This window comes from Brevibacillus sp. NRS-1366 (assembly GCF_050467985.1).
Genome location: NZ_JBITPN010000059.1, coordinates 77,413 through 104,273, shown reverse-complemented (window position 1 = coordinate 104,273; position 26,861 = coordinate 77,413). Strand labels below are relative to the sequence as shown.

Sequence of the window (26,861 nt, the reverse complement as noted above, 5' to 3'; positions counted from 1 at the left end):
GTCCTATGGAATTAAGGACAAAGGCCGCTTAACTGACTTTTATTATTTGTACTGTCTACTTTACGGGGTGCAGTTCAATTTATCGACAACCAGAGGGACTCTATTCAGGTCCCTGTTTCTATTTCACCAATACTCTCTTATTGTCACTCACTAGCTCAGCTTAATAATGACAACCCCAGTTAAAATCATCCCAATCGATACCCATTTGACGAGTCCTACCTTTTCCTTGAGCCAGATAACTCCGATCAGGGTGGCAAAGACGATGCTGATTTCCCGGACGGACGCGACATAGGTGACCGGAGTCGTCTGCATGGCGTATACAGCGAGGGAATTGGAGACAAAGACAAAAAGTCCTCCCGCCAGCGTATGCCACGGATATCGCTTGATTAAAGAGAGATACGAGACTTTTACTGCTGCCCTGCGATCAATGATCCATTTCCCCGCGAACATTCCGAAAAATACAATGTACTTGAACAATAAACCCGACATCATTGCTGCCCCCATGCCATCAACCACACTGCTGCAAGCGGAAAAGCTCCCGGCCAGAAACACCCACTTCATGTTTCCCCAGTCTTTGACCAAGTGACTGAGCTCGCGAAACGAAAAGGTGCGCTGGTTCATAAAGACAACCCCTGCCACAATGATCAGGATACCCAGGAATCCCATCCAGGCGATTGCCGTACCAATCAATAAGGTACTCAGGATCGTGGTCACAATGGGTGCCGTACCGCGTAGGATTGGATAAGCGTGACTCAGGTTGTTGTTTTGATAAGCTTTGGCCAAAGCGACAAAATACAAGACTTCCGAACACGTGCTAAGCAACAACCATTTGATGGCGCCTGCCGGAAAGGCGGACGTTTGCCACAAATAAACAGCCAACGGAAAATACAAAATGACCGAGGCACCCAAGATCAACGTAAAAAAGGCGTCTCGTTCCTCGATTCGCTTGGACAGCGCATTCCAAATCGCGTGGCAGATGGCTGCAAACAACAGGATCAGCAAAATGGTGGTAGACATACTTCTCCCAGCTCTCTTTTTGGACTTCCACTTGTAAACGCCAAAAGGTGCAGTCTGTAGGGACTACACCAGGCTTCTTTCTACTCTTCTCTTGTCACTTCATAGGAGTCCACAATTCCCACTATGACAGCATCAATGGGGACCATCTTGTTGTGAAAAATGATCCGCGCAGGAGTACCGCTCGAGACGATGACCTTTTCACCAAAGCCCGCTCCGATGCGATCTGCTGCAATCACTGTTTGTCCACCTTCATTTTCTGTCCAGTCAATGGGCTGGACAACCAATAGCTTTAAATTCTCCATGCCATCCTCTTTTTGTGTGGACCAGACACTGCCGATCACTTTTCCCAAAAACATGGCGCTCCCCCTTTACCGATCGTAGTGGACCGCGATTCCTTTTTCCTTGAGCAGATCCATTGCCAGTGGAGAGACGATCGTGCCCTGTCGCAGGATGAGCCCAGCATCCGGGAAATCCGTTTGCGATTTTACCCAGTCAGCCGTCAAGAGCTTTGTAGGAATAGCTGCCTGCGGTTCTGCGACTCGATTCGACAATTTAACCGTCTGTTCCTGCTTCTTGGCCCTGCTTTTTCGAATAGCAGCTTCAGCCAGCCCTTTTTGCGGAAAAAATTCTACCCCCAGTTCCTTCATTTCGTTTACGTGCTGCAAGAAAAGCTGCTGATACGGCCCCGGCAGGATCAGGGCTTTTAATGAGCGCCGATCCGCCCGCTTGATTCCCGGCACGTCTTCACCGACCAAAACCGGTTTTCCTAATACGAGCGCTGAAAAAATGATCTCCGCCTTAATCGTTCCTTTCAGGCCCGCTGCCACCCGCGCTGCGTTATCCAGATCGATTTCTGGAATGATGACACCTTCATATTGCTTGGGTACTTCCAAAGGGATGGGCGCATATTCATCTGCCGTGATTATTTTGCCAGCGCCTCCGCATTCAATGCGATGCATCCCGAGCCATGAGGAAGTTTCTCCGTCCAGGAACAAAATGTCGTGACACAATCCATTATTTTGCAAGGCGATAAACTGATCGTCAAAAGACTCGTGAGCTTTACTGTCACAGAAGATATAGAGCCATTTGTCCTTTTTCACCTGCGATGCGTCCGCCTTCATGGATTGCAGAATCTCCCGTGTAATCGACTCGATCATTTGCTGAACATCCATCCTATCACCTCCCTTCTGCGGAAAAGAATCGGCCATTTTTCCCGAGCAAGCGCACCGCATCGCCTGTTTTGAGGCTAGCCGCATTGGCTTCATCGAGATCAATATGGAAATCGAGTGCATACCGAGGACTGACTCTCACCGTTACGTCAGGGAAAATAAGGGCTCGTTCCCCGATCATTTGCAGGATCAGGCTATCTCCATCTTTGACCTGAAGGGAACGAGCATCTTCATCAGACATATGCACATGGCATTTCGCTACAATGACACCCGATTCCAATACAATGCATCCAGCGGGACCAATCAAGGTAATCCCTGGTGTCCCCTCTAGCGAGCCTGACGCTCTGATCGGAGGATGTATGCCGAGCAAAAAGCCGTCCGTTCTGGAAATTTCCACCTGACTCGTTCCCCGTGCCGGCCCTAGAATCCGCACTCCTTTTAAAATGCCTTTTGGTCCGAGCAGAGTGAGCTGTTCCTCTGCGACAAACTGCCCGGGTTGGGAGAGAGGGCGTAAGGGAGTGAGTTCGTATCCATGACCAAACAGCTTTTCTACATCTTCGGGGGATAAGTGAATGTGTCGGTTGGATACCCCTATTGGAATGGTCCTTGCTCCACCCGCTTCTCTCACCTGCGAAAAGGCTCCTTGTGATTCCACCGATTCCACGCGAATCCCTCTCCCCTTTAAAAAGTCGGTTGCAGCCGGGGTGAATATGTCCTTTGCACGAACCAGAAATGGATTGGGGATCCCTGTTCGAAGCATGGCCCGCAGTGTCGTTTCCGTAATGACAGCCATAGGCTAGTGATTTACCCTTCCAGCTTGGGAAGGATCAGCTCGATATCAGAATGTGGTCGCGGAATGACATGTACGGATTTCAGTTCCCCCACTTTTTGTGCCGCTTCTGCTCCTGCATCGGTTGAAGCTTTTACTGCCCCTACATCCCCACGGACCATGACGGTCACAAGCCCTCCGCCTACGTGTACTTTACCAATCAGCTTGACATTCGCTGCTTTCACCATCGCGTCGGCTGCTTCTACTGCGCCGATCAGGCCTTTTGTTTCGACCATGCCCAGTGCTGCCCATTCTCCTGCCATCCCTTACGCCTCCTTACCGATTAGAAGACTGCAATTCCATCAGAACACTTTTAATAATTTCCGTAATTTCATCTCTGCTGATCGCAGGTGCAGCCGGAGCAGGTACAGCAGCAAAGGTCACATTCTCGGGTGCCTCCAGCTTCATCTCACGCAACCCAAAAGCGACACGTTTTACGTTGAACAGATGCTGCGGACCGATATTATCCGATGTCACGTTATTTCCAAAAGAGCCGCAGCCCAGGGTTAGCGACGGCAAAATCCCCGTAGTCGCACCAATCCCGCCAAAGGTCGTCCCCGTATTTACCACAATGCGAGAAGCCGGTTTATCGACGACAAACGATTCGATCACCTGCGTATTCTGGCAATGGATGCCAAGCGTATGACCCAGACCCCCAAAAGCAAGCAATTTTGCACAAATATGACTGGCTTCCTGACTGTCCGAAACCGTATAGAGGGTCAGAATCGGTGCAAGCTTTTCAATCGAAAACGGAAACTCGCGGCCGATCCCGGTTTCTTCCGCCATCAGTAGCTTGGCATCCTCTGGCACCAAAATCCCCGCCAGCTCTGCTATCGCTTGCGGCGACTTCCCAACGATCGCCGGATTGAGTCCGCCTTCCTTCATGATGATGGCAGCTACCCGCTTGGTCTCATAATCGTCGAGGAAGTAGGCTCCCTGCCGCTTCAACTCAGCAACGACCTTGCGCTTGATCTCCTTGTCAACGACGAGAGCCTGTTCGGAAGCACAAATAGTCCCGTAGTCAAATGTCTTGCTTTGCACCGTATGCCGTATAGCGGCCGGAATATCGGCACTTGTATGGATATAGACAGGCACGTTGCCCGGCCCTACCCCAAAGGCTGGTTTACCGGAGCTGTACGCTGCTTTTACCATCGCTGTCCCACCTGTAGCCAGGATTACATCCGTGCAGTCATGTCCCATCAGCTCCTGGGAGGCTGCCAACGTAGGGTGGGTGATGCATGAGATGAGTCCTGCCGGAGCACCTGCCCGCTCTGCCGCAGCCTGCATGATTCTTGCCGCTTCCTTTGTACACTTTGCGGCTTGCGGATGCGGGCTGAAAACAATGGCATTGCCTGCCTTTACGCTGATTAATGCCTTGAAGATGACGGTTGAGGTAGGATTAGTCGAAGGAACGATTCCAGCGATGACGCCAACAGGCTGGGCGATCTCCCACACGCGGTTTTGTTCGTCCCGCTTAATAATCCCCACTGTCTTCATCTCTTTGACAGCCTGATATACATCGTTTGCAGCAAACAGATTTTTCACGGTTTTATCCGCCACTCTGCCATAGCCGGTTTCTTCAACGGCCAATACTGCCAGGCGACCTGCTTCTGACTTTGCCGCCTCCGCCATGCTTTGCACGATCTGGTCAATTTGACTCTGCGACATAACTTGTATCCGTTTTTGTGCTTCCTTGGCTGTGAGCAAATACTGTCGTACTTCCTGGACTGATTGCAAATCTACGTCTAGCATCACGGTATACCGTCACCTCTTCTCAGCCGTTTACGGATCTTTTTTACGTGAAATATGACTACTCCAGCTTAGGCAAAATCAGTTCAATATCGGAATGAGGACGCGGAATCACGTGAACAGAAACTAGCTCTCCTACCTTTTCCGCAGCCGCAGCACCCGCATCTGTAGATGCCTTGACCGCTCCCACATCCCCGCGTACCATCACGGTCACCAGACCGCCCCCAACATGTACTTTTCCTACAAGCTTTACATTCGCCGCTTTTACCATCGCATCGGCTGCCTCAACAGCGCCGATCAATCCTTTTGTTTCCACCATCCCCAATGCATCTCCCATGACTATTCCTCCTTGCTTATTTGTGCAGTCGCTTGCGGTGCTGCTTTCGCACTTTTTTCTTTGTCACCTGCTGGTTTTCCAGACGGTTTTGGTGCCTCTCTGGTCTTTTCCTTGTCCAACTGCTGCAATACCATTTGCATCACACTTTGATCTGGGCGGGGAATGACCCTGGAGTGACGAAGCTGACCCACTCGTCTTGCTTCCGCCTCGCCTACCGCAACTGCTGCCGTAACAGAGGCAACATCTCCCACGATATAGATGGTGACAATCCCCGCATCCGCTCCCTGGTAGGTCACGCAGCGAACATCTGCGGCTTTGGCTGCCGCGTCTGTCGCTGCGACAAGGGCGGGAAAACCCACGGTCTCAATCATCCCCAAGGCGTAGCCATGTTCTAGCATTTGGATTTCACCCTTCCCTAGCATTCGAATTGTAGTAGTCAGAATAGTACTTCTATATCCTGAAAATAACGCTAATACAAATGAATTTCAAGTTATTATTTTGCTTTTACGTTGTTTTAGTTGATATTGGTTGTGTTTGTGTCCAAAAAATAGAGAGCCTCTACTTCCTGCCCCTGCCTTCAATCCGCTACGATCCAATTAACCCCTTTTGCTTCCAGTTCATTTGTCCATTCTTTTGGTGCAGCCACATCACTGATGACTGTATCAATCTCTTTCAGATCCGCCACCTTGTAGAAAGTGCTGATACCGATTTTGGAGTGATCCGTCAGTACAATGTTTTCCTTCGAATTTTCGATGATGCGCTTGGCAAACATGGCTTTCTCGCAATCGTAGCTGGAAATGCCATGCTGCGCCAAGATACCGTCAATCGAAATAAATGCCTTGTCGACGAAAAAGTTTTGCATCATGTTTTCCGCCAATGTGCCCGCTGTTCGAAAATGCTTGGACTGAACTTTTCCCCCGATAAAGTAAATCTCACCTGTGAAAAGCTCCTTGTTATGGTACTCCATCAATAAATTGAGCGCTGGAACCGAAATCGTGATGAGCTTCAAATTTTTTCTGTTCATCAGAAAATGGAGCATGTGCAGTGTCGTCGTTCCATCGTCGATGACCAGGACGTCGTTATCCTGTACGAGACCTGCCGCTGCCCGGCCAATCCGTTTCTTCTCTTCCGCATGGGAGACCTCCCGCATCAGATGAGACGGTTCTTCCCGCTCAAAATTAATCTTGATAGCTCCACCGTACACACGCTTGAGCTGATTTTCATTTTCCAGCTCCTCTAAATACCGTCTGATCGTCTCCGAGGATACTTGCAATTTTTCGACCAGCTCGTTCGTCCTTACTTTACCGGCATAATTAAGCAAATTCATAATCGCATCTTTGCGTTCTTCCCCCACTAAAGACATGGTTGAAGTCCTCCTGCCCTCTTACCAGAACATATTGTTTTCAATCGCCTGCACCAAATTTTTCATATCGTGCGGGTAGACCTCACCGATATTGCCGATGCGGAATGTATCCGCCAGTGAAATTTTCCCCGGATAAAGGACGTACCCCTCTTTTTTCAACCGCTCGTAAAAGGCAGCAAACGTAAACTGCGGGCTGTCTGGAAAGTAAAAGGACGTAATGATGGGAGACTGCAATTCCGTAGGCAGCAGCGTGCGAAAACCGATGGCTTCCATTCCTTCCACGAGCGTACGCTGGTTCTCGCGATAACGAACCTGCCTTTTCTCAATGCCGCCTTCTTCTTCCAGCTCCAGCATTGCTTGGTAAAAGGCACGGACAACGTGGGTCGGTGAGGTATAGCGCCACTTGCCGTTATGCTTCTCCATTGTTTCCCACTGATCATACAAGTCGAGGGAGAGGGAGCGTGCCTGCCCTTTGCATTTTTTTAGCTCCTCTGTTTTGGCCAGGATAAATCCGAATCCGGGCACACCTTGGATGCATTTATTGGCGCTGCTGATCAAATAGTCGATCTGCAAATCTGCCACATCAATCGCGATTCCTCCGAAGCTGCTCATCGCATCCACGATAAACACCTTGCCGTATTCTTTCACTACTTTCCCTACTTCTGCAATCGGGTTGAGCATCCCCGTTGTCGTTTCACAATGGACCACAGCGACATGCGTCACTTCCGGATCGCTCGCAAGTACTTGACGCAGCTTTTCTGGCTCTGCCTGGCCAATTTCCCCGAAGTCGATCACTACTGTGCCCACCTTGAGCACCTTGGCGATCTGGGCGATGCGGTTCCCATAAGCGCCGTTGGTCAAAACGACGAGCTTGCCGTCTTCTGGGACCACGGAGCCAATCACAGCCTCTACGGAAAAGGTGCCGCTTCCCTGCATGAGTACGGTCGTGTAATCGTCATGATTACTACCGCCCAGACTAACCAGCTTACGGCGGATATCCTGCACCAGGCCGTTGTACTCGTTGTCCCATGTGCACCAGTCGCGCAGCATAGCGGCTTTTACACCTTTGGAGGTGGACAGCGGTCCCGGGGTCAAGAGCAGGTACGGATTCTCCGGCAATTGCGTGAGTTTCATGATTATCTCTCCTTTTGCGCGAGGCGCAGGTTGATTTTGGGAATCAGCGAATCCAGCTCACCAATCGTTTCGATCACATAATCAGCTCCTACATCCTTGAATCGTTTCGCGACAACCTCCATCCGGTCCGCCAGCTCGTCAGGGTCACACTCCAGCACCTCTCTCTCGGTCATGCCCAGCTCGCTGCCTCCTTTGATCACGCCTACAGCCCATGCTCCTGCGGCCACTGCTTCTTTTACATCACTCGTCGTATCGCCTACCTTGATAATGTGCTTCATCGGGTGAACGTCGAGGTTGATGGCGTTTTGATAGCACATCCATGGCAATGGGCGACCTGCCGGCATTTCACTCGGAGTCACCAAGGAATCAGGCCAATAGCCTCGCTTCTTTGCTTCAGGAGCCACGACGGCCATCATTTCCGCCGTGTATCCCGTTGTCGACCCGATTTTGATTCCCGCTGCCCGCAGCCGCGCCACCAGCTCCAGCACACCGGGGATCGGCGTCACATAGTTTTTCAGAATGGAAAACAGCATCGGCTCGAAGTCCGCATACAGCATATCGACGTCCTTTTTCTCCGGCAGCCTGCCGTATTTGGCTTGCCACAGCTGGGCAATGCGATCCATTTTCAGCATCGTATCAATGTGGTCCCACTTGAGCATGCCCATCGGCTCTCGCGCTTCTGCGTGCGTAACTTCAATGCCCCGCTTTTTGAATACCTCCAAAAACACATCAAGTGGTGCAAAGCATCCATAGTCGACCGTTGTTCCAGCCCAGTCAAAAATCACTGCTTGAATCATTTCTACTCTCCCACCTTTTTCCTTTATCTTTTTTGCCATCTCTGCGTTTTCTCCCTCAGCTTATTCGCTCCGACTTCATAGAAGATCCGCACCAGGACGTTGGTCAGGACAATCAGGACAGACATGGCAGCCGCTGGGGCGACATCGCCTGCATCATCCATATTGACTATCGATACGGACGCTAGCTTGAAATCGGCTGAATAAAGGAAAACGACGGCAGAGATCGTTACCATGGAGTTGATGAAGTAATAGACGGCAATTTCCAGGATAGCTGGGAGCGACATAGGTACAGTCACCCGCCAAAAGGTGATGTAGAATGGAACACCCATTGACTCGGAAGCTAGCTCGAATTCCTTGTCCAGTTTTTTCAGTGCGGTTGTAGCCGTAATAAAAGGAACAGCGTAAAAATGGATGAGGTTAGCCAAAATCAGGATGAGAATCGTGCCGTACATCCAGTTCAGCGGATTATCCGGATGGTTGAAGAAAAAGATGTAGGCAAGACCGATGACCAGTCCCGGCAAGGCAAGCGGCAAGATCGAGAGAAAATAGCCAATTTGCCGAAGTCCTTTCATGAAACGGGTTTTCTCAATCAAATACGCATTGATGAACGTCACGATCGTACCGATCACAGCACTGTAAAAAGAGACGAGCAAGCTATTCCAGAAAGGCTGCATTCCTTCGCCTGCTACCTTGGAAAAGTCGTAATGCGTGAGCGAAATCGTCAGGTCATAAGGCCAAACCTTGACCAGTGACGCGAAGATCACTGTGCCCAGCATCAAAAAGATCGAAACGGAAATCAACGAGCAGTAGATAAAGAAGGAGACGTCTCGCCCTCGCTGCGGGGTGATCTTGTACGGCGTCGATTTGGCGTTCACCGAGGAATTCTGCTTTCGCTCCACGATCCGATCCACGATGAACGCGAGAATCGCCGGAATGATCAGGATAATTCCTACAGTCGCCCCCATCGTTGTGTTTTGTTGCCCGATGACTTGCTTGTAAATATCCGTAGCCAGTACGTTGAATTGCCCGCCTACGACTTTCGGCGCACCGAAGTCAGTAAAGCTCAAGGTAAAGCAGACGAAAATCGCACTAACCAATCCATATTTGACATTTGGCAACGTAACCGTCAGAAACTTTCGCAGCTTGCTTGCCCCCATCGTCTCCGCCGCTTCGTACAAATTGTAGTCGGCAAAAGCGAGTGAGACTGCCATAATCAAGTAAGCCTGAGGAAAGGTGTAGAACATTTCCGAGAGGATAATCCCGAGCGGGCCGTACAGCTCCACATCGAAACCGGATAATAGCCCAAAAAATCCGGTCGTGATAATCCCCTGGTTGCCAAATAAATACGTCAGCGCAATCCCGTGCATCATTGTGGGAGCAAAAAGCGGCAGCAGAGCCACATAGCGAAAAAATACTTTTCCTTTCATATCCGTCCGCGTCAGAGCAAAAGCGTACAGAAATGCAAGAGTGACCGATAGAATTGTCGTGACCCCTGATACGTACATCGTGTTGGAAAAGGATTGGACGAGCGCCGGTGTAGCGAAATACTTGACGAAGTTGGCAAGTCCGATATACTCGCCCACCTCATTGATGAATGCTTTGCTAAACAAGTCTCCCAGCGGCAAAAGAACACTGACAAACAGGACAATGACGATACTCGCGATTAATATTTTCTGCAGCCACTCATCCTTGCCCATCTTTTGTCGAACGGTTCGGGTGCTCATATGTTAACCACTCCCCGTTTTCTTCGTCACGGCAGCCTGGTCAAACGAAATCAGGTTTTCAAGTGGCAATTCAAAAGCGACCTGTTTATCCCGCTGAAGCCCCAAACGATGGGTTTGCTGTACAGATAAATCAATCGTGACGAACTGCGGGAGCAGCCCGTTTTGCGGATTGATCAGTTGAAGGCTCACCCTGTAAAAAGATCCTCGAAACTCCATGTCCTGTACAACGGCCTTCAGACTGTACTCGGCAGCCGGGTCCATCAAATGGATATTTTCTGGACGGATGGCAAACAGGCGATCCTGCCCGATGGCACGGCCTGCAAATACGGATTCTTCCAAAAAGTTGATCGCTCCAATGAAATCGGCGACGAATGGACTGTTCGGCTTTTCGTAAATTTCTTGCGGTGTGCCGATCTGAACGACTTCTGCATTGTTCATGACGACAATCCGATCGGCCATCGTCAATGCTTCTTCCTGGTCGTGGGTCACCATGATGGTCGTAATTCCGATTTTTTCATGCAGGCTCCTGAGCTCTCTGCGCAATTTGAGCCGCACCTTTGCATCGAGTGCAGATAAGGGCTCATCCAGCAGGAGGAAGTCTGGCGATAGAGCGATAGCACGGGCCAAAGCGACACGCTGCTGCTGTCCGCCAGACAGCTGCGACGGGTATTTGTCCCGGATGTGCTCCAAGTCTATCAGCACCAGTACTTCCCGCACTTTTTCCTCTATTTCTTTCTTGGACATCTTTTTCGATTGCAGACCGTATGCGATATTTTGTGCTGCTGTCAAATTAGGGAAGAGAGCGTAAGACTGAAACATCATCCCAAAATTTCGTTTGGCTGGCGGAAGAACGGTAATGTCCCGATCATTTACCATAATTCTCCCGCTCGACGGCTGCTCCAATCCTGCCAATATCCGAAGCAGGGTTGTCTTGCCGCATCCGCTTGGGCCTAGCAAACAGATAAACTCATTCTTTTGGATATGAATGTCGATGGATGTGAGAGCAACAAACTTGCCGAATGTTTTTTGAACACCTTGAATACTTAGATATGGCTTTGTCATACGCCCCTCCCTTCTCCCCTTTTCCTGAAATTTGCTCTGGATAGTGATCCGCATCTATTTTTTCGGCTCGCTTTTTGTGCTATAGCGTTTGTCCCATTCAGCCAAGATGCTCGGGCGATCTTTTGCTGTCTGAGTCAGATCGTTGTGGATGAGTTGCGATCTGGGGTCTTTGGTGTATCCTTCAGGGAGTGTGGTACTACCATTGTTCACCGTAATAATGGCAAAGTTTTTATTGTACTCCTTCATTGCCTCGTCTGATATTGCCCAATCAAGAAACACTTTGGCTTCGGATTTGATTTGCGCTTTTTTTACGAGAGCATTGGCTTCTACATCCCAGCCAGCGCCTTCAGGAGGGAATATGATTTCCAGCGGCGCTCCTTTTTTCTTTTCCGTAATTCCCCGGTAGCCGAATGAGATGCCGATCGGGTACTCACCTGCCGCCGCCATCTTGGCCGGCTTCGAACCGGAGTGCGTGTAAAGAGCGATGTTCTCGTGGAGTTTATCCATGTAGCTCCAAGCTTCCTGATCTCCATAAAGCTCCTTCCAAGCAGCGACGGTGAAGAAACCTGTACCGGATGAAGACGGATTGGGCATGACGATTAACCCTTTGTACTCAGGCTTGATCAAATCAGCGTAGGACCGGGGGATAGGAAGATTGCGTTTTTCCAATTCCTTCGTGTTTACGACAAAAGCGGTCTCAAAGGCATCAATCCCCACCCAGTGCGCCGGGTCCTTGGAGTCTTTGAACTCGGGTGAGATTCGCTCAATGCCTTTTGGGGTGTAGCCTTCCAAAACACCTTGAAACTCCGCTCCCAATAGCTCGGTCGCCGCTGTCCCCCACACGACATCTGCTTGTGGATTGTCTTTTTCGGCAATCAGCTTGGCAACGATGACACCTGTCGAATCCCTGACGATGTTGAGCTTGATCTCGGGGTGCGCCTGGTTGAACGCTCCCACATACGCTTTGAGCTGATCATCCTCCAATGCTGTGTATACGGTCAGTTCGGATGAGCCTGTCTTGCCACCGGTCGAGCTCGAAGATTGCCCGCATCCTGCTAAAAGCGCAACTGACAGTACGCTCACTACAAAAGTGCTAACCCATTTGTTCATCCAGAATCCTCCCCTTTTGTTTCTAGTCCATTCTCCCCTTCCAAGCTGACTTCCGGTTAAGACAACACTAATCCCACACAAATTAGTTTGTTTTCCCGTTTTTTAGTTGTTTTTTGTTTTTATTATATAGTCAATTGACTAAAAATTTCAAATATTTTTTCGTAAAAAAATGAATGAGCCTCTATGAACGATTGAGGTAAGCTAAACGTATTAAGGGTGAATGCCTCGAGAGGAGCTCCATCATCCATGGATGAACGCGACTTAATCAAACAAGCACAACAAGGGAATCACCAGGCTTTGTCCGATATTTTACAGAAGCATTACGTCTTTTTAAAAAGTTATCTCCTCAAAATTACGGTAAATCCATACATAGCTGAGGATTTGACGCAGGAGACACTGATCAAAGCGATTGAGAAAATCACGTTGTATGACGGCAGATCTTCTTTTTCCAGCTGGCTCATTACGATCGGTTCCCGCCTCTATATTGATTCCCTACGCAAGCAGAACACAGAAAAACGATGGACCGAACGACAAAAAGCCATTTCCAAAATGAAATGGGCGGCAGATCATCAAAATCGGGACTGGCCCGAATTCCTCGAAATTCTTCTCACGTTAACCGAGGAATATCGAATTCCGCTAATTTTAAAACATTACTACGGCTACACGTATAGAGAGATTGCGGACATCCTGCATGTGCGTGAAGGTACCGTCAAGTCTAGAGTACACCACGCCAGTCAACAGTTGAGAAAGGAATGGTTAGACGATGAAAAACCATCTTCATGACGATGACAGGCTCTATCAAAAGATGCGGCAAAGTCTGGATGAGCTGGATGAACTTTTTCCAACCTCTGCCCCTGACACCGCCTATTTCAAAACAATAGTCCACGACACAACTGAACGCACAAAAAAACGCATTCGCTATGATTTGCTCGCTTTTTGGAGTGTCTCTCTTGTGGTGCTTTCGATTCTCTACTTCATACAATTGCAAGCACCCGTCTTTTACATCATCGTTCAAGGCTTATCCTTTCTCGCATTTGTTCTTATTCTTGCAGGAAAGTGGGTAGGTAAGCATGACACAACTCCATGATGTACCTTTGTGGCTATTGCTGACCCTGTTAACTCTCGCTGCCATTCAAGGTACTTGGCTTTTTCTAGACGCCAAGAAAAGAAGCCGTTTTCCTTGGCTTTGGGGGTTATGGGGGTTAACGAGCATCCCCACCCCTTTACTCGTCTACCTGCTCGTCGTACGGAAGATATGGAAAAGAGAAAGGAGAGACAGTGATGGCAGATAGACCTATTCGCTTGGCGTTGATCTTTGCCGCTATCTCTATCTTGGCTAGTCTTATCATGATCCCGTATCAGCTTCAGATCATTTCACTTCCTGCCGGCATTCCCGTTCCTCCAGCTATACTTTTGGCTAGCTCCGCTCTTCAGACGGGAATCATTACCTTTCTTTTGAGCTATCTTGGCATTCGTCTTTCCTCTACGGTAGGGCTGCAGCTATCTCTTTGGAAGGGCTGGGTATATCGCAGAACAAATGAGGGCTTTCAGAAGAAAGCAGTGCTGATCGCCATCAGCGGAGGCATTGCCGTCTCCTGTATCATTATCGCTCTCGATAGGCTCTACTTTCTCCCCCACATCCCACAACTGGCACAGTTTCAGGCACCTGAGACTTCTCGCTGGATTGGGCTTACAACTCTCTTTTACGGGGGGATCGTAGAAGAGCTGCAGGTACGCTTGGGTCTGATGACTTTTCTCGTCTGGTTGCCATATCGCCTTTTCGGTAAGAAAACACGCCGTTGGATGTTCGTTTTCGCCATCCTTTTTACCAGCCTGCTTTTTGGTCTGCTCCACCTTCCAGCGACTTTCCAAGCTTTTGGCGAGCTTACTCCGATGCTCGTTTTCCGTGGGATTGTATTGAACTGCTTGGGTGGGATTGTGTTTGGGTGGCTCTATTGGAAAAAGGGGCTGGAATACGCAATGATCGCCCACATGACGGGTGACATGATGCTGCATGTCATCTTTTGATAACGTTTAGCTTCGTAAAAAAAATGGCCGGGGAATAGTCCCTGGCCCAGAAAAAAATCTATTTTTCAAATGGTGCAGGCTCCCAAGCTGTAACCACAACGTTCTTGTCACCTGTCATTCGCTCATACGTATGGCGTGTAATCTTGCCGATATTTGCCCCATATACGTGAAGGCCAACACATGGCTCATCCGATGCGCATGTAACCTCGTGAATATCCTGGTCCCGCGTGCAGCAAATTTCAACCTCCCCCTTGCGAATGTAACGATCTTCTAGCCGTACGAGCGGCGTTTGCCCGTTGGAAGATGGCTGCGAATAGCGCACCTCGTATTCTGTTCCCTGCACGATCCCGATGACTCCCCACGTCCCATGATCATGAATAGGTGTTGATTGCCCAACGTCCCACACAGCCGATGCAATGGAAAAGCTGTCATCGGGCGCCACATATACCGGGTACAACGTGTACTTATCCGGGTTCGGCTTCATGAACGCCGCAGGCAGGATGTCATTTCCGCCTAACAGTTCTTGCATCCGCGCTGCAACCCGTTTCGTTATGTTGTATTCGTCCCCGCCATTTCGAACGATTGCATCCACATCCGCTATGAATTTCTGAAGGGATGGATTCATCTATCCCCACACCTTTCGTATTTATGATCCGATTCTATCCAGTCACGGAACACTTCATCATTATGCTCTCCGACTTTTGGCGGCCTTCTGAATACGCTAAATTCAAAGTCTGAGATAGAGATTGGAAATCCAATGTTTTTTGTCGTCGTTCCATTTGGCAACTCCAAGTCTCCGATGATATTCATACTCTGTACGTGAGGGTCTTCTAGAACTTCCTGAAAGTGATTGATAGGAGCACACGGAACACCCCTCAGGTCGAGTTCAGTAAGCCATTGTTCAGCGCTGCGGGTAGAAAAAATCGGCTGTAGGATGGATGCGAGCTCTCCTTGATTTTTTGCACGCAATACTTGCGTCATAAAACGGTCATCGCAAGCCAGTTCGGGTAAACCTACAGTCTCACAAACTTCTCTCCACAATTTGTCGTTTCCGGCAGCGACGACAAACGGTCGATCTTTCGCTTGAAATCCTTGATAAGGAGCATTTCTTGGATGGGATGAACCCAAACGCTTTGGGACCTCTCCCGTGCCATAATATTCACTTGTTTGTAATGCAGAAATGCCCAGAAGACTTCCAAGCATGGAACAATCTATATAAGCTCCGTTGCCTGTCTGGTTCGCCCTAGCAAGTGCTGCCATGATGCAATAAGCCGCATATAACCCAGAAGCGAAATCTCCAACAGGAACTCCACATTTCACAGGGGGACCTGTCTCTTCACCCGTCACACTCATGAGGCCGCTCATCGCCTGGACAGTGACATCAAATGCACCCTTTTTCGCATAGGGTCCCCTCTGCCCATACCCGGAGATGGAGCAGTAAACAAGCCTCCGATTTATTTTCCTCAGTTCTTCAAAACCAAGCCCAACGCGCTTAAGGACACCTGGCCGGTAGTTTTCTATGAATACATGAGCCTCGGCGCATAGTTGTTTTAGCCGATCCAACTGATATTCATCTTTTAGATCAATGGTTATACTCCGCTTGTTGCGGTTCAAGGATGCAAAGTTGCCACTGTACATCTCTCCTTCGCCGTTTTCCATCAAGGGAGGCCATTGCCGCATTCCGTCCCCTCCGTCCGGCCTCTCTACCTTGACAACATCGGCTCCGAGGTCAGCTAATAGCATGCCTGTAAACGGTCCCGCCGCAATTTGGCCGAGCTCGATCACTTTTATTCCCGCTAACGGTGCTTGCACTAACAGATCCCGCATCATTGATCCTCCTCCACCATGCCTGAATTCTATTTCCGATCTCGTGCTTGATTGACAAATTGGCTAAACCGCTCGCGAAAGTCTCCTTCCAGGACTGATTTTCTTGCCCATTCATTCGCGCATGATCGACTCTCTCCACGTGCCTCATCCTTCCTGCAAATGTCCCGAATCGTATGCAGCGTGTAGGAAGGCATGTGGATGAATGTTGCGGCGAGGGCCAAAGCCGTTTCCAGACAGCTTTCATCCTCCGTAACTTGATGCACGAGACCATATTGCTGGGCTTCTCTTGCATCCACGGTTTGCCCCGTTAAGGCTAACAGGCGCGCTCTTGATGGTCCGACCTCATGGGACAGGCGCTGTGTTCCTAAAACAACACCGAACTGAGGGCCCGGGAAACGAAAACGAGATGATGCTCCCGCGACACGCAGGTCGCAGGCTAATGCCAGGTCAGCCCCCGCTCCAAACGCATAACCGTTTACTGCTGCGATCGTAGGAGCTGGAAAGTGTATCAATTGCTCCAGCGTATCCGCCAGCATGGCAAAAAACTGGGCAGCGTCTGTATTGGATAATTCTTGTACAAAGGACATGTCAATTCCTGAGCAGAAGGCCCGAGTCAGCTCACTTGTTATTACTAATGCGCCCATGGTTGGATTGCGCGCTAAATGATCCAATTGCTCGCGCAGCTCATGCAACATATCGCCATTCATCGCGTTCAGTTGCTTTGGACGGTTTAATGAAAGGATTTTGATTCGATTGTCTTGTTGACTCTCGTGAACGATTAGACTGAGCTCCGCCATCTGTCTTGTCTCCCTCATAGGAATGTGTGGTATTAAACTTTCCTATACGTTAGAAAAAGGAGCGAGTCACCTGAGTGCCAGCCCCTTTTTTCAATGATATGCCTGCAATCATTCAGCTTTCCCTACAAACACGGACCTATCTTTTGTAAATTGATAAATGAATACATCAGAATTGATGTTGTCACCTTTTTCATCAAATGCAACGGTTGTAAAGAGTCCTTTGAAGTCTTTCGTTTTATGAACAGCTTCCAGAACTTCCTCTCGAGTTGGTCTCGCTCCGCCTTTTGCCTTGATTGCTTCAAGCACGCCATTGAGGATTACATTCATGGACGCCGTCTGCTACTTCACCAGCGATTTTTATCAATTCAGAGGAGTCTTGGCCGTCTCCCCCCATAAAGTAACCTTTATACCCTCTTTCACGGGCTTGTTTCACCAAAATTCCAGCCTCTGTATACATGCCACCAAAGTAGATTACGTCAGGATTCTTGGAAAGAACTTGGGTAAGAACCGCACTGAAATCCTTTTCAAGCTGGGTAATCCCTTCAAAGCCGAGAACCTCTACGCCGTCAGCCTCAAATTGCTTTTTCACCTGCTCCGAGAGACCTTGTCCATAGACAGTCTTGTCATGAATCAAAAACGCTTTCTTTACCCCGAGCTGATTCTTGGCGTACTTTGCTGCTTGAGGCCCTTGCTGGTCGTCACGGGCACAGATGCGGTGATTTAATCGAGTCACCAAGGTTGGACGACGGACCGGATAAGGGACTTTGTGTGGCAATCAAGATTTTTCCTCCTGTTGCCGCTTGTTCTTTGCCGCCGCCAGTTGATGCTGAAGACGAGGTTGAGTTTGAGGTCGAAGTTGATGTACCGGCTCCTTGAGCACCTCCGCCGCAACCAGTTAGTACGGCTCCTGTTGCTAGTAACACCGAGAGAAATCCTAATGAAAGCTTGTTCATCATAAATGACTCCCTTTCATTAATCCTCTTACTTCCCGCGCTTAATCCCTCATTTAAAATGCTGTCCATATGTTTTAAATTTTTCTGCCATCAAATCCATTTCTGCTTCAGGCAGAATGACCGGCTCTCCGATGCATTTTGTACGGTAATAAATTTCGGCACAAAATTCGATTTCCTCGGCAATATCAAACGCTCTCGGAAGCGTATCGGCCCCTGTTAGCAGACCGTGATTCGCCAATAAAACGGCGTTGCGGTCTTCCATCGCCACAAACGCATTCTCAGCAAGCTCACTGGTTCCATATGTGGCGTATTTTGCACAGCGGACGTCTTTTCCGGCAAAGGCCACCAAATAATGAACCGCGGGAATTGACCAATTCAAACTAGCTATGGTTGTGGAAAATTTCGAATGGGTATGAACGACCGCATTGATATCTGTTCGGTTTTTATAAAAAATTTTATGCATTTGATACTCGCTGGAAGGCACCTTATTTCCGTCTACGATATTGTCCTCTAAATCGAGAATCACCACATCTTCCGGCTCAATTTCAAAATAATCCATTCCAGAAGGGGTAATCGCCATTAATCGCTGCTCACGGCTAAACACGCTGAGATTTCCACCTGTACCTGTAGTGAGGCCGTGTTTGATTAATTTTTGTCCATACGCAACAATCAGTTCTCTTTCTTTTTTCAACAACATCTATTTTCCCTCCCGATGGTTAGCAAGTAACACCGCTTGCAATTACACTCTTCCTTTATCAAATTAATTTTCTCTATACAGTGTCTAAATTCACAGGTTTAGAAGCTTTTTTTCCTGTGGGAAAACCGGTTAAAATTGAGATGATTCCAATAACTCCAATCAATATCGGGTAAAATACGTACGGCATAATGGCAACCGGTGATATCGAAGCCAGACCGGCTGCGACTAACAGCTGTCCGCCGTACGGCAGAATACCTTGAACACAACAAGAGAAAATATCCAGTAAACTGGCAGATCTTCGCGGGTCAATCCCGTATTCATCAATAATGTTTTTTGCCAACGGACCAGCCGTGAGAATCGAAATCGTATTATTGGCAAGGCCTACATTAATTGCGCTTACAAGACCGGAAATCGCAAATTCAGCACCCTTTTTTGTTTTTATTTTACCCGTTATCGAATGCAACAAGTAATCGATTCCGCCGTTATGCTTAATAAGCTCGACCATTCCGCCGATAATCAATCCAATAATCGCGATATCTTCCATTCCGATCATCCCGCTTGCAACCAGTTTCAACAGCCCTAAAAGATTAAACGATCCGTCCATCAATCCGATGATGCCCGCAAAAATAGTTCCTCCTGCCAACACATTAATCACATTAACTCCCATAAGAGCAACTATGATTACTGCAAAGTACGGAATAACTTTTATCAATGAATAGGGATGTTCGCCGCCCAAGGAACCATTATTCACTACGGTTATCATGCCCAGAATAATCGCGGTGAGAATAGCTGCCGGCAAAACCATTAAAAAATTCATTTTAAACTTCTCTTTCATCTCTGTCCCTTGGGTTCTGACAGCGGCAATTGTGGTGTCCGAAATCATCGACAAATTGTCGCCAAACATCGCACCGCCGATGACTGCGCCCAAAGATAAAGCGACTGGAATGTTCGTTTGCTCGGAAATACCGATGGCAATGGGAGCCAAAGCAACGACAGTCCCCATGGAAGTCCCCATCGCAAGTGATATGAAACACCCGATCACGAATACCCCCACGATCAAAAGGTTTTGCGGCAGAAGCGACAAACCGAGATTCACTGTTGAATCAACTCCGCCCATCCCCTTGGCAACGGCGGCAAAGGCGCCGGCTAACAGGAAAATCAAACACATCAGAATGATATTCGGATGACCGGCGCCAACGCAAAAGATATCAACTTTTTTCACAAAAGATTCTTTTCTATTCATCAAAAGAGCGGCAAAAGCGGCAATCATGGCAGCAACGACGAGGGGCATATTTGAAATATCTTTTGTGAGGATTCCAGTGCCAATAAACAAGACCAAAAACAGCAATAAAGGAAGCAGCGCCATTGAATTACCCACTTTTGGACCCGACATACATTCATCCCCTTTTTATAAATGAATTAATTCATTGTCATACCGCCAGTAACATTAATGCTTTGCCCGGTCATGTAATCAGCGTACTTGGATGCTAAAAACACCACAACATTTGCAATATCTTCCGGTTGAGCAGTTCGCCCAAGCGGTACCTGCGAGCAATCCTCCTCTTCAACCGCTTTGGCTCCAATTCCCCTTAAGTCACCTCCCCATACCCTTTCTGTTTTTTTCATATCCGTTTCTACAATGCCGGGACAAACGGCGTTTACGTTGATTCGATGCTTGGCCAGTTCCAGCGCCATCACTTTCGTCAAACCTAAAACAGCATGTTTTGAAGCAACATAACTGCCCATACACACATAGCCATTCTTGCCAGCTTGTGATGAAATATTTATGATTTTTCCGCCCTCAGCTTGTTTTTTCATGACCTGAGCGGCTAGCTTGCTGCACAAAAAGCTACCTTTTGCGTTAATGTCCATCACCTTATCCCAGTGTTCTTCTTTCATGTTCTCAACAAAATCCATTGTCGAAACACCTGCGTTATTGACAAGAATGTCTAATCTGCCGTAAGTGTCTTGCACATGATCGAACATCTGTATCACGTCATCACTTCTTGATACATCCACTTTGACCGCTATTGCCCGCTCACCCCCGATCTCATTTGCCAGCTTCTCTGCTGCGTCAATATTTCTGGCTGCGACAGCTACCCTGGCCCCACAGTCAATGAAAGCTTGAACAATCGCCTTCCCAATACCTTTCGTTCCTCCTGTGACAATTGCCACTTTTCCTGTTAAATCCATAACGTACATGTTTCTGATCATCTCCTTCCTCGAAATCATCGAAACAGTTTGCTTGAAATAAAGCGGTGAGCCTTAACGGCATCCATGTCATAAAGTGCCTGATGGAGCTCTTCTGTATCGATTTCTTCTATCAGAGCAGACATGTTTTTGATGCTTTCAATGCAATATTCGACAGCATCGATTTGATTTTCACGGGCTGGCGCTACATCTAAACTGATCCATCCTGTGTAGTTCGCTTTTTTTAAATAGTAAATAAATTCTAATGTTTCCCATATATGATAAGAATTAACAATCAAATCATCATCCCAATCTCTGCTGTTATCATTTACATGTACATGAAACAACTTTCCGTATCTTTGCAGCAGAGTGACCGCTTCAGCCGGGTTTTCCCTTGCTTGCAATGAATGCCCAAAGTCAATAGTAACTCCAAGATTCTCATGGTTTAATTCTTTTACAACTACAAGCGCAGTACCTGCTGTACTGATGGTTGACCGCACTCTCGGTTCCCTTAATTTGTACTCCAGGGAAAACCTCACATCCGGCTTTGTAACGATAAACTCATTGATCGATTCGATTAACACATCCCATTGCTGAAAGTAGTTGACCTGAAACGGGTAATCATGACCTTCTGCTCCCGGCCAAATATTCACCAAACTTGCTCCAAAGAATTCCGTTATTTCGCTTGCTTCTTTAATCAAATCGACCGCTTTTTGGCGAATCTCATTGTTCCTTGAAGTTAAAGCGCCTTTTTTAAACATACTGTCGCCGAAAATTTCACAATTGATTGCGGATACTTTTAAACCTGAAGCTTCTATTATTTGTTTCGCTTCGTAGGCATTGTTTTTGTTGATATCTCCGTTATAGTGAATCTCAACGCCATCCAAACCTTTTACTTTGGAAGCTGCGTTCACTTTTTCGGCAAAGGACTTCTTTTCCTGATAGCCCTTTTCGCAGAACCGGTCGGGAATTGAACCAAACGCCCATATGCCAACCGAAATCAAGTTGTTCATCACATCGCTGCCCCCTATTTTACTTTTTCTAACGCTTGCTCTATATCAGCGATAATATCAATCTCATTTTCCAAACCAACAGAAAGTCTTAGTAAACCATCAGAGATTCCGCTTTCTTTTTTATCCTCTGCTGATACCGATCGATGTGTCATTAAGGCCGGAAGCTGTACTAAAGTCCCTACATCACCCAGGCTGACAGCAAATCCGATCATATTCAAGCTGTCGCAAAATTGACGGGCTTGTTTCAATCCCCCCTCTACCTCAAAAGAAATCAAGCCGCCAAAACCAGACATTTGTTCTTTGGCCAACGCATGCTGCGGAAAGTCCGGTAGACCAGGATACACAACATTCCTAATTTTCGGATTATTTTTCAGATAGTCAGCGACCTTCATTGCATTCGAGTTATGTTTCTCCATCCGTAATGGCAGAGTCTGCAATCCTCTTTTGATGAGAAAACAAGTAAATGGAGAAATGCCTCCGCCCAATTTCGATGCAGGATCATGCAGTTCTTCATGAACAAAATTTTCTGATCCGATCACGGCGCCTGCGAGCAAATCACCATGACCGCCCATATATTTGGTTGCACTGTGGACAACAATATCAGCTCCTAATTCCAAAGGACGCTGGAAATAAGGGGTCATGAAGGTGTTGTCAACGACGAAGCGCAAGCGGTTGCTCTTGCAGAAATCCGCCACTTCCTTGATGTGGATGATTTTCAACGTCGGATTGGCCGGCGTCTCAACGTAAACCAGCTTTGTGTTTGGTTTCAGTGCATTTTCGATATTTTTTATATCGGAAGTGTCTATAAAGGTGACCTCTATTCCATACCGTGGAAATATTTTTGTAAGCAGTCCATATGTGCCTCCGTATACCACATCATCGCAAATCACATGATCGCCTGCTTTGAGGATCGCCATTGTCGCAGCTGTAATGGCGGCCATTCCTGACGCAAACGTCTTGCACGCTTCTCCTCCTTCCAAAGCGGCAATCTTTTCCTCCAATTCGGATTGCGTCGGATTCTGGGTTCTCCCATAAATATAGCCAAACGATTCTCCTGAAAAAATTTTCTCCGCTTCTTCGGTGTTTTTAAACACATACGTTGACGTTTGATAGATTGGTTTTACAACAGCCCCTGTGTGCGGATCTGGCTCTGAACCTACGTGAACAGCCTTCGTTTCAAAACTCCAGTTTTTATTCATTTTGCATCCTCCCCGAATGGATTAATTTGAAACAGCAATTTTTCACCTGCTACAAATCTTCTGATTTCTTCGATGATGATTGTTGTATGGTTAGTGATCGCATCGTATGTGGCGCCACCAAGATGAGGGGTAACGACAATATTATCCAGTTCTTGGATAAAGGGGTGTTCTATAGACAATGGTTCTGATTCAAACACATCCAGGGCCGCACCGGCGATCGTTTTGGTTTTCAGCGCGTGAATTAAAGCCCGCTCGTCCATAATGGCTCCTCTGGATGTATTGATGAAATAGGCCGTTGGCTTCATCATTCTGAATTCCTGCTCACCGATCAATCTCGTTGTTTCCCTGGTTACCTTAGCATGGCAACTGATAAAGTCGGATTCTCGCAGCAATGTTTCCAGCTCTACCTTTTTCGCATCGACGTCTTCCATCTCTTTCTGGGGAACATACGGATCGAACACGCAAATGTTCATGCCAAATGCTTTGGCAAGGGTTGCCACCTTTTTGCCAATGCTTCCAAGCCCAATCAAACCGAGCGTTTTCCCTTTTAAGCGGAATCCTTTGAAGAGGACATACGGGCTTTCGGCACTGAGTGCCCAGGTCACATCTTCTTTTAGCCCTTCTTTTGTGATCTTTTCTGTCTGCTGCTCCGAAACAAAATGGCCTTCTTTCAAGCTTTTATAGGCCATCGGAATGTTCCTGGCGATACCGAGCATCATCCCGATCGTATACTCTGCAGCACAATCCGCATTTCTTCCGGGGGTGTAGATGACAGGTATTTCACGCAGTGTTGCGGCTTCGATATCGATGTTTACCGGGCTTGATCGCGTACAAGCGATTAGCCTTAAATCTTCGCATGCATCAATCACTCTTTTGGTGACTTCATCGTAGCTAGTGATTACGATCTGTTTGCCTTTCAACAATTCGATCAGTTCATTTTCAGGTAACAGTTGCAAATTTTCAGCCCAACCGGCCATGGTGACTTCGCAACATTCCTTCAATTGTTCTAGTAAAGAGAGATCCAATTCTGCTGTGACAAGAGCTTCCAATCTCATTCTCCTCCCGTTACCATTGAATCTTGCTGCGCAAATCCCATGCAGCAGCATTTGCTGTTCTTACCTGTGTATACACGCTGTACATCTCATCGTATCGTGCAGCATTTTGGGGGTCGGGATAAAATACTTGTTGTTCGCGCACTGTTTGGCAGGCTGCCTGCCTAAAATCAGGGTATATTCCGATACACACACCTGCCGCCAAGGCTGCTCCCTTTGCCGTATGCTCGTTCCCTTGTAAAACGCTTACTGATGTTCCGGTACAATCGGCTATCATTTGCGACCAGACTGCGCTTTTGGCACCACCTCCTGCAAGGATGATTTTCCGCTTCGTTTTCACCTCTGTTAGACAATCTTTGATAGATAGCGCGACTCCTTCATAGATCGCTCTGAGCATATGATGCTTCGTTGTTTGGGAAGAGATCCCGAAAAATTGGGCTTTTGCGTTTGGATTGTTCATGGGCGCCCTTTCACCGGAAGGACTAATGTACGGATGATAAATCACTCCTCCTGAACCTGGGGGGATCGCTTTGATCTCATTCTCAAGTAAACGAAAGATATCCATCCTTTTTTGCATGGCTTCATTCCGTTCTTCCTGGCAATAATTTCGAATAAACCAATCCAGATTAGGCGTACCCGACATGGAAGCAACGATATGCAGGTATAAGTGATCATCAATGTAGCATTGGGTCCCGGCTCCCTCCATGCTGAAACACTCCGCATGGTCTGCGACAATTTGATTGCTGCAAGTGGTGCCTAGAATCGTAGAAATATCATGAGGCTGAATGGTTCCGGTGCCCACTGTATTTGCCGCAATATCGATCATCCCCGCACAAACTGGTGTCCCTGCCTGCAGTCCTGTCTCCAGAGCAGCTTCTGGTGTTATGTACCCTGCCAGCTCATGAGGCTTTAGAACATTTGGAAAAAGCCCGATCGCTTCCGGAATGTCCAGCATGTGAAACAATGAAGCTGAAATGGTCCGCTTTTTTAGATCCACTAGCGATGCAGATGCGTCCGTTAGCTCCAGATTGGCGTTGCCTGTTAGCTTGAACCTCAACCAGTCCTTGCAAAAGAAGCAGTAATGGGCTTGTTTGAATACCTCTGGCTGATGATCCTTAAGCCATTTGAGAAGGATTGAGGTTGCTCCCGCATACGGAAAAGAGCCTGTAATTTGCTTGATCGTATTGCGTATTTCCGTATTTTCCTTGATTTCCGCTATCATTCGGACAGCCCTTCCATCTGACCATAGGATTGCGGGACGCACGGGTCGGCCATTCTGATCCGCTAACCAGCACCCTTCTCCTTGACCGGTGATTCCGATCCCCTTGATTTGCGAGGGGTCCACATGCTGGTTCTTCAGGAGCGTTCGAATCATTGAGGCAAGTGTGAACCACAGTTGATTCATATCTTGCTCAACCCAATTGCCGTTTTTTCCGATGATTTGGTTCTCTTTACCGATTGCCGCAACTTCTTTGCCATGTACATCAAACAACACTGCTTTCAGTCTGCTCGTACCAGCGTCAATTCCCAGCAAATATTCTCGAAGCAATAACCTCACCTTCCCCCCTGTCTATTTGATCCTGTTCAAGAAGGAGGATGTTTCGATACCCCGATGAGAGGGTACAAACAGAGCCGAGAAGTTCAAGGCGCGGCAGGCCCGAGCAGCGGAGCGTAGGTGAGTCTACGTGAGCAGCGGAGGGGCAACGCAACGCGGAAATTCGACAGCTATGTTTCCCGGACTTTTTGAACATCCCCACTCAAAAAGATTCGAGTAATTTGGCAGCCATATGATCGTCCGTAATGAAAACATCCAGATACCCGCTTCTCAAAGCACCGACAATGGCATCTACTTTTTTATCCCCTCCTGCTATTCCGATGACCAAAGGTATTTTTTTCAACTCTTCGGGACTAATGCCAATGACACGCTCGTACTGAGGAGTGATCTTGATTTCGCCTTCGAGATTAAAAAATCTGGAGCAAATATCTCCAACACAGCCAAGTTGTTGCAGCGAATTCAAATCTTGCAGCTCCAAATAATTTTCTTTAAAAAGCGTTGCTTGTTCATCCAGTTCACCAATCCCTACCATAGCCACATGACATTTTTGTATCATCGCAAATACTTGTTGGATGGATTGTTCGGACATGAGTCCGTCTTTCATTTCCTTGTTTTTGACGACAGCGGGTGCATACATCAAATAGGGTGTGCCACCCAGTTGGCTTGCAAAACTTCTCGTAATTTCATCGGCTTTGCTAGAACGATCAGCAGAGTTTAATCCACCGACTAACTGAATTACAGAAACATTTTCAGCGGAATGATTAGGGACAAGATGTTTAGCGACAGAAGATAAAGTCTTCCCCCACGAAACACCTATGATGGTGTCTGTCTGAATCAGATTGTTAATATAGTTGGCTCCTGCTTTTCCTAATCGCTCCAGCGAAAACTCATTGTTTTCTATTGGAACGACGATGGCTTGTTTCAGTTCAAATGTATTTTCCAGTTTGTTTTCAAGCTCAATACATAACTCGCCATCTTCCACAATTTCAATTTTGACAATCCCTTCTTCGATCAGCCGTTGCGAAAGCCGATTCACTTTTTGTCTAGAAATGGACAATTTTTTCGCAATCTCATCCTGCGTCAGCCCTTGCTTGTAATAATAGTGGGCAATTTTGATCAACATTTTTCTCTCATCTGGAAGAATAGGAATACACCTCTCTGTTACAAATGCTCATGATCTGTACTTTTGTCATTCTGCAATATGTATATTCAAGCTCAAAAACGAAATTCCTGCATTATTTATTGAATTTTTTGAATTT

At 47.6% G+C, this 26,861-nt stretch carries 27 protein-coding genes and 2 pseudogenes; 3 read left to right on the top strand and 26 right to left on the bottom strand.

The genetic code is table 11. The annotated features are described in order from the left end of the window. Positions 1-150 precede the first annotated feature (150 nt). The 14 genes and pseudogenes from ACIFQN_RS32660 to ACIFQN_RS32595 all read right to left on the bottom strand — a co-directional run bounded on the left by ACIFQN_RS32660 (position 151) and on the right by ACIFQN_RS32595 (position 12,291). The gene (locus ACIFQN_RS32660) at positions 151-1,017 is read right to left on the bottom strand and encodes an EamA family transporter (RefSeq protein WP_429837223.1); all 867 of its coding nucleotides are present in this window, start codon (positions 1,015-1,017) and stop codon (positions 151-153) included. Between the two features lie 80 nt (positions 1,018-1,097). After that, positions 1,098-1,373, bottom strand: coding sequence for a EutN/CcmL family microcompartment protein (locus ACIFQN_RS32655; RefSeq protein WP_429837222.1), 276 nt, complete (start codon positions 1,371-1,373; stop codon positions 1,098-1,100). Further along, positions 1,355-2,189: pseudogene (locus ACIFQN_RS32650) on the bottom strand (hypothetical protein). The gene ACIFQN_RS32655 and the pseudogene ACIFQN_RS32650 overlap by 19 nt, the downstream one beginning before the upstream one ends. A 4-nt stretch (positions 2,190-2,193) precedes the next feature. Further along, entirely contained in the window at positions 2,194-2,979 is a 786-nt protein-coding gene (pduL, locus tag ACIFQN_RS32645) for a phosphate propanoyltransferase (protein WP_429837221.1), read from the bottom strand. Between the two features lie 11 nt (positions 2,980-2,990). Beyond that, positions 2,991-3,278: a BMC domain-containing protein gene (locus ACIFQN_RS32640; RefSeq protein ID WP_049741197.1), complete on the bottom strand. Its 288-nt coding sequence runs from the start codon at positions 3,276-3,278 to the stop codon at positions 2,991-2,993. 13 nt (positions 3,279-3,291) lie between these two features. After that, entirely contained in the window at positions 3,292-4,770 is a 1,479-nt protein-coding gene (locus ACIFQN_RS32635) for an acetaldehyde dehydrogenase (acetylating) (protein WP_429837220.1), read from the bottom strand. A 55-nt stretch (positions 4,771-4,825) separates the two neighbouring features. Beyond that, complete coding sequence (locus tag ACIFQN_RS32630; protein ID WP_049741198.1) at positions 4,826-5,101, bottom strand: BMC domain-containing protein; 276 nt, start codon at positions 5,099-5,101, stop codon at positions 4,826-4,828. A 2-nt stretch (positions 5,102-5,103) separates the two neighbouring features. Continuing rightward, the gene (locus ACIFQN_RS32625) at positions 5,104-5,499 is read right to left on the bottom strand and encodes a BMC domain-containing protein (protein ID WP_429837219.1); all 396 of its coding nucleotides are present in this window, start codon (positions 5,497-5,499) and stop codon (positions 5,104-5,106) included. A gap of 179 nt (positions 5,500-5,678) precedes the next feature. Then, complete coding sequence (locus ACIFQN_RS32620; protein WP_429837218.1) at positions 5,679-6,464, bottom strand: DeoR/GlpR family DNA-binding transcription regulator; 786 nt, start codon at positions 6,462-6,464, stop codon at positions 5,679-5,681. Between the two features lie 21 nt (positions 6,465-6,485). Then, positions 6,486-7,598 carry a 2-aminoethylphosphonate--pyruvate transaminase gene (phnW, locus tag ACIFQN_RS32615; protein ID WP_429837217.1) on the bottom strand — a complete coding sequence of 371 codons (1,113 nt, stop codon included), beginning with the start codon at positions 7,596-7,598 and terminating at the stop codon, positions 6,486-6,488. A gap of 2 nt (positions 7,599-7,600) precedes the next feature. Then, on the bottom strand, positions 7,601-8,395 hold the full coding sequence (gene phnX, locus ACIFQN_RS32610) for a phosphonoacetaldehyde hydrolase (protein ID WP_429837233.1): 795 nt from the start codon (positions 8,393-8,395) through the stop codon (positions 7,601-7,603). Between the two features lie 23 nt (positions 8,396-8,418). Further along, positions 8,419-10,119, bottom strand: a complete 1,701-nt coding sequence (locus tag ACIFQN_RS32605; protein ID WP_429837216.1) for a putative 2-aminoethylphosphonate ABC transporter permease subunit — start codon at positions 10,117-10,119, stop codon at positions 8,419-8,421. Positions 10,120-10,122: 3 nt separating this feature from the next. After that, entirely contained in the window at positions 10,123-11,181 is a 1,059-nt protein-coding gene (locus ACIFQN_RS32600) for a putative 2-aminoethylphosphonate ABC transporter ATP-binding protein (protein WP_429837215.1), read from the bottom strand. Positions 11,182-11,235: 54 nt separating this feature from the next. Next, positions 11,236-12,291, bottom strand: a complete 1,056-nt coding sequence (locus ACIFQN_RS32595) for a putative 2-aminoethylphosphonate ABC transporter substrate-binding protein (protein ID WP_429837214.1) — start codon at positions 12,289-12,291, stop codon at positions 11,236-11,238. A gap of 246 nt (positions 12,292-12,537) precedes the next feature. Here ACIFQN_RS32595 and sigY point away from each other — a divergent pair, with 246 nt between their 5' ends. The 3 genes from sigY (at position 12,538) to ACIFQN_RS32580 (ending at position 14,319) form a co-directional block, all read left to right on the top strand. Next, positions 12,538-13,074: an RNA polymerase sigma factor SigY gene (gene sigY, locus ACIFQN_RS32590; RefSeq protein ID WP_429837213.1), complete on the top strand. Its 537-nt coding sequence runs from the start codon at positions 12,538-12,540 to the stop codon at positions 13,072-13,074. Beyond that, positions 13,055-13,378, top strand: a complete 324-nt coding sequence (locus ACIFQN_RS32585) for a YxlC family protein (protein WP_429837212.1) — start codon at positions 13,055-13,057, stop codon at positions 13,376-13,378. Before sigY ends, ACIFQN_RS32585 begins: the two co-directional genes overlap by 20 nt. Positions 13,379-13,572: 194 nt before the next feature. Then, complete coding sequence (locus ACIFQN_RS32580) at positions 13,573-14,319, top strand: CPBP family intramembrane glutamic endopeptidase (protein WP_429837211.1); 747 nt, start codon at positions 13,573-13,575, stop codon at positions 14,317-14,319. A 58-nt stretch (positions 14,320-14,377) separates the two neighbouring features. Here ACIFQN_RS32580 and ACIFQN_RS32575 read toward each other — a convergent pair whose 3' ends face one another. The 12 genes and pseudogenes from ACIFQN_RS32575 to ACIFQN_RS32520 all read right to left on the bottom strand — a co-directional run bounded on the left by ACIFQN_RS32575 (position 14,378) and on the right by ACIFQN_RS32520 (position 26,725). Next, positions 14,378-14,944 (bottom strand): hypothetical protein, encoded by a 567-nt coding sequence (locus ACIFQN_RS32575; protein ID WP_429837210.1) that lies wholly within the window; start codon positions 14,942-14,944, stop codon positions 14,378-14,380. Then, the gene (locus ACIFQN_RS32570) at positions 14,941-16,149 is read right to left on the bottom strand and encodes a CaiB/BaiF CoA transferase family protein (protein WP_429837209.1); all 1,209 of its coding nucleotides are present in this window, start codon (positions 16,147-16,149) and stop codon (positions 14,941-14,943) included. Before ACIFQN_RS32570 ends, ACIFQN_RS32575 begins: the two co-directional genes overlap by 4 nt. 26 nt (positions 16,150-16,175) lie before the next feature. Further along, complete coding sequence (locus tag ACIFQN_RS32565) at positions 16,176-16,943, bottom strand: enoyl-CoA hydratase/isomerase family protein (RefSeq protein ID WP_429837208.1); 768 nt, start codon at positions 16,941-16,943, stop codon at positions 16,176-16,178. A gap of 108 nt (positions 16,944-17,051) precedes the next feature. Continuing rightward, positions 17,052-17,661, bottom strand: a pseudogene (locus ACIFQN_RS32560) (branched-chain amino acid ABC transporter substrate-binding protein); the annotation flags it as partial. 284 nt (positions 17,662-17,945) lie between these two features. Then, positions 17,946-18,593, bottom strand: coding sequence for an L-fuculose-phosphate aldolase (locus tag ACIFQN_RS32555; RefSeq protein WP_429837207.1), 648 nt, complete (start codon positions 18,591-18,593; stop codon positions 17,946-17,948). Between the two features lie 73 nt (positions 18,594-18,666). Then, a complete protein-coding gene (locus ACIFQN_RS32550) occupies positions 18,667-19,986 on the bottom strand; it encodes a Na+/H+ antiporter NhaC family protein (RefSeq protein ID WP_429837206.1) in 1,320 nt (439 codons plus the stop codon). A gap of 26 nt (positions 19,987-20,012) precedes the next feature. After that, a complete protein-coding gene (locus tag ACIFQN_RS32545; RefSeq protein ID WP_429837205.1) occupies positions 20,013-20,786 on the bottom strand; it encodes an SDR family NAD(P)-dependent oxidoreductase in 774 nt (257 codons plus the stop codon). 35 nt (positions 20,787-20,821) lie between these two features. Beyond that, positions 20,822-21,796, bottom strand: a complete 975-nt coding sequence (locus ACIFQN_RS32540) for a sugar phosphate isomerase/epimerase family protein (protein ID WP_429837204.1) — start codon at positions 21,794-21,796, stop codon at positions 20,822-20,824. Positions 21,797-21,810: 14 nt separating this feature from the next. Further along, positions 21,811-22,995, bottom strand: coding sequence for a trans-sulfuration enzyme family protein (locus ACIFQN_RS32535; protein WP_429837203.1), 1,185 nt, complete (start codon positions 22,993-22,995; stop codon positions 21,811-21,813). After that, entirely contained in the window at positions 22,992-24,044 is a 1,053-nt protein-coding gene (locus ACIFQN_RS32530) for a 2-hydroxyacid dehydrogenase (RefSeq protein WP_429837202.1), read from the bottom strand. The genes ACIFQN_RS32535 and ACIFQN_RS32530 overlap by 4 nt, the downstream gene beginning before the upstream one ends. Positions 24,045-24,060: 16 nt before the next feature. After that, positions 24,061-25,605, bottom strand: coding sequence for an FGGY-family carbohydrate kinase (locus tag ACIFQN_RS32525; RefSeq protein ID WP_429837201.1), 1,545 nt, complete (start codon positions 25,603-25,605; stop codon positions 24,061-24,063). Positions 25,606-25,804: 199 nt separating this feature from the next. Next, the gene (locus ACIFQN_RS32520; protein WP_429837200.1) at positions 25,805-26,725 is read right to left on the bottom strand and encodes a sugar-binding transcriptional regulator; all 921 of its coding nucleotides are present in this window, start codon (positions 26,723-26,725) and stop codon (positions 25,805-25,807) included. Positions 26,726-26,861: the final 136 nt, after the last annotated feature.

Excerpts from the sequence above, each read along its gene's own strand:
- ACIFQN_RS32660 (WP_429837223.1), bottom strand. The coding sequence starts at position 1,017 with ATGTCTACCACCATTTTGCTGATCCTGTTGTTTGCAGCCATCTGCCAC.
- ACIFQN_RS32655 (WP_429837222.1), bottom strand. The coding sequence starts at position 1,373 with ATGTTTTTGGGAAAAGTGATCGGCAGTGTCTGGTCCACACAAAAAGAG.
- pduL (WP_429837221.1), bottom strand. The coding sequence starts at position 2,979 with ATGGCTGTCATTACGGAAACGACACTGCGGGCCATGCTTCGAACAGGG.
- ACIFQN_RS32640 (WP_049741197.1), bottom strand. The coding sequence starts at position 3,278 with ATGGCAGGAGAATGGGCAGCACTGGGCATGGTCGAAACAAAAGGCCTG.
- ACIFQN_RS32630 (WP_049741198.1), bottom strand. The coding sequence starts at position 5,101 with ATGGGAGATGCATTGGGGATGGTGGAAACAAAAGGATTGATCGGCGCT.
- ACIFQN_RS32625 (WP_429837219.1), bottom strand. The coding sequence starts at position 5,499 with ATGCTAGAACATGGCTACGCCTTGGGGATGATTGAGACCGTGGGTTTT.
- ACIFQN_RS32620 (WP_429837218.1), bottom strand. The coding sequence starts at position 6,464 with ATGTCTTTAGTGGGGGAAGAACGCAAAGATGCGATTATGAATTTGCTT.
- phnW (WP_429837217.1), bottom strand. The coding sequence starts at position 7,598 with ATGAAACTCACGCAATTGCCGGAGAATCCGTACCTGCTCTTGACCCCG.
- phnX (WP_429837233.1), bottom strand. The coding sequence starts at position 8,395 with ATGATTCAAGCAGTGATTTTTGACTGGGCTGGAACAACGGTCGACTAT.
- ACIFQN_RS32605 (WP_429837216.1), bottom strand. The coding sequence starts at position 10,119 with ATGAGCACCCGAACCGTTCGACAAAAGATGGGCAAGGATGAGTGGCTG.
- ACIFQN_RS32600 (WP_429837215.1), bottom strand. The coding sequence starts at position 11,181 with ATGACAAAGCCATATCTAAGTATTCAAGGTGTTCAAAAAACATTCGGC.
- ACIFQN_RS32595 (WP_429837214.1), bottom strand. The coding sequence starts at position 12,291 with ATGAACAAATGGGTTAGCACTTTTGTAGTGAGCGTACTGTCAGTTGCG.
- sigY (WP_429837213.1), top strand. The coding sequence starts at position 12,538 with ATGGATGAACGCGACTTAATCAAACAAGCACAACAAGGGAATCACCAG.
- ACIFQN_RS32585 (WP_429837212.1), top strand. The coding sequence starts at position 13,055 with ATGAAAAACCATCTTCATGACGATGACAGGCTCTATCAAAAGATGCGG.
- ACIFQN_RS32580 (WP_429837211.1), top strand. The coding sequence starts at position 13,573 with ATGGCAGATAGACCTATTCGCTTGGCGTTGATCTTTGCCGCTATCTCT.
- ACIFQN_RS32575 (WP_429837210.1), bottom strand. The coding sequence starts at position 14,944 with ATGAATCCATCCCTTCAGAAATTCATAGCGGATGTGGATGCAATCGTT.
- ACIFQN_RS32570 (WP_429837209.1), bottom strand. The coding sequence starts at position 16,149 with ATGATGCGGGATCTGTTAGTGCAAGCACCGTTAGCGGGAATAAAAGTG.
- ACIFQN_RS32565 (WP_429837208.1), bottom strand. The coding sequence starts at position 16,943 with ATGGCGGAGCTCAGTCTAATCGTTCACGAGAGTCAACAAGACAATCGA.
- ACIFQN_RS32555 (WP_429837207.1), bottom strand. The coding sequence starts at position 18,593 with ATGTTGTTGAAAAAAGAAAGAGAACTGATTGTTGCGTATGGACAAAAA.
- ACIFQN_RS32550 (WP_429837206.1), bottom strand. The coding sequence starts at position 19,986 with ATGTCGGGTCCAAAAGTGGGTAATTCAATGGCGCTGCTTCCTTTATTG.
- ACIFQN_RS32545 (WP_429837205.1), bottom strand. The coding sequence starts at position 20,786 with ATGGATTTAACAGGAAAAGTGGCAATTGTCACAGGAGGAACGAAAGGT.
- ACIFQN_RS32540 (WP_429837204.1), bottom strand. The coding sequence starts at position 21,796 with ATGAACAACTTGATTTCGGTTGGCATATGGGCGTTTGGTTCAATTCCC.
- ACIFQN_RS32535 (WP_429837203.1), bottom strand. The coding sequence starts at position 22,995 with ATGAATAAAAACTGGAGTTTTGAAACGAAGGCTGTTCACGTAGGTTCA.
- ACIFQN_RS32520 (WP_429837200.1), bottom strand. The coding sequence starts at position 26,725 with ATGTTGATCAAAATTGCCCACTATTATTACAAGCAAGGGCTGACGCAG.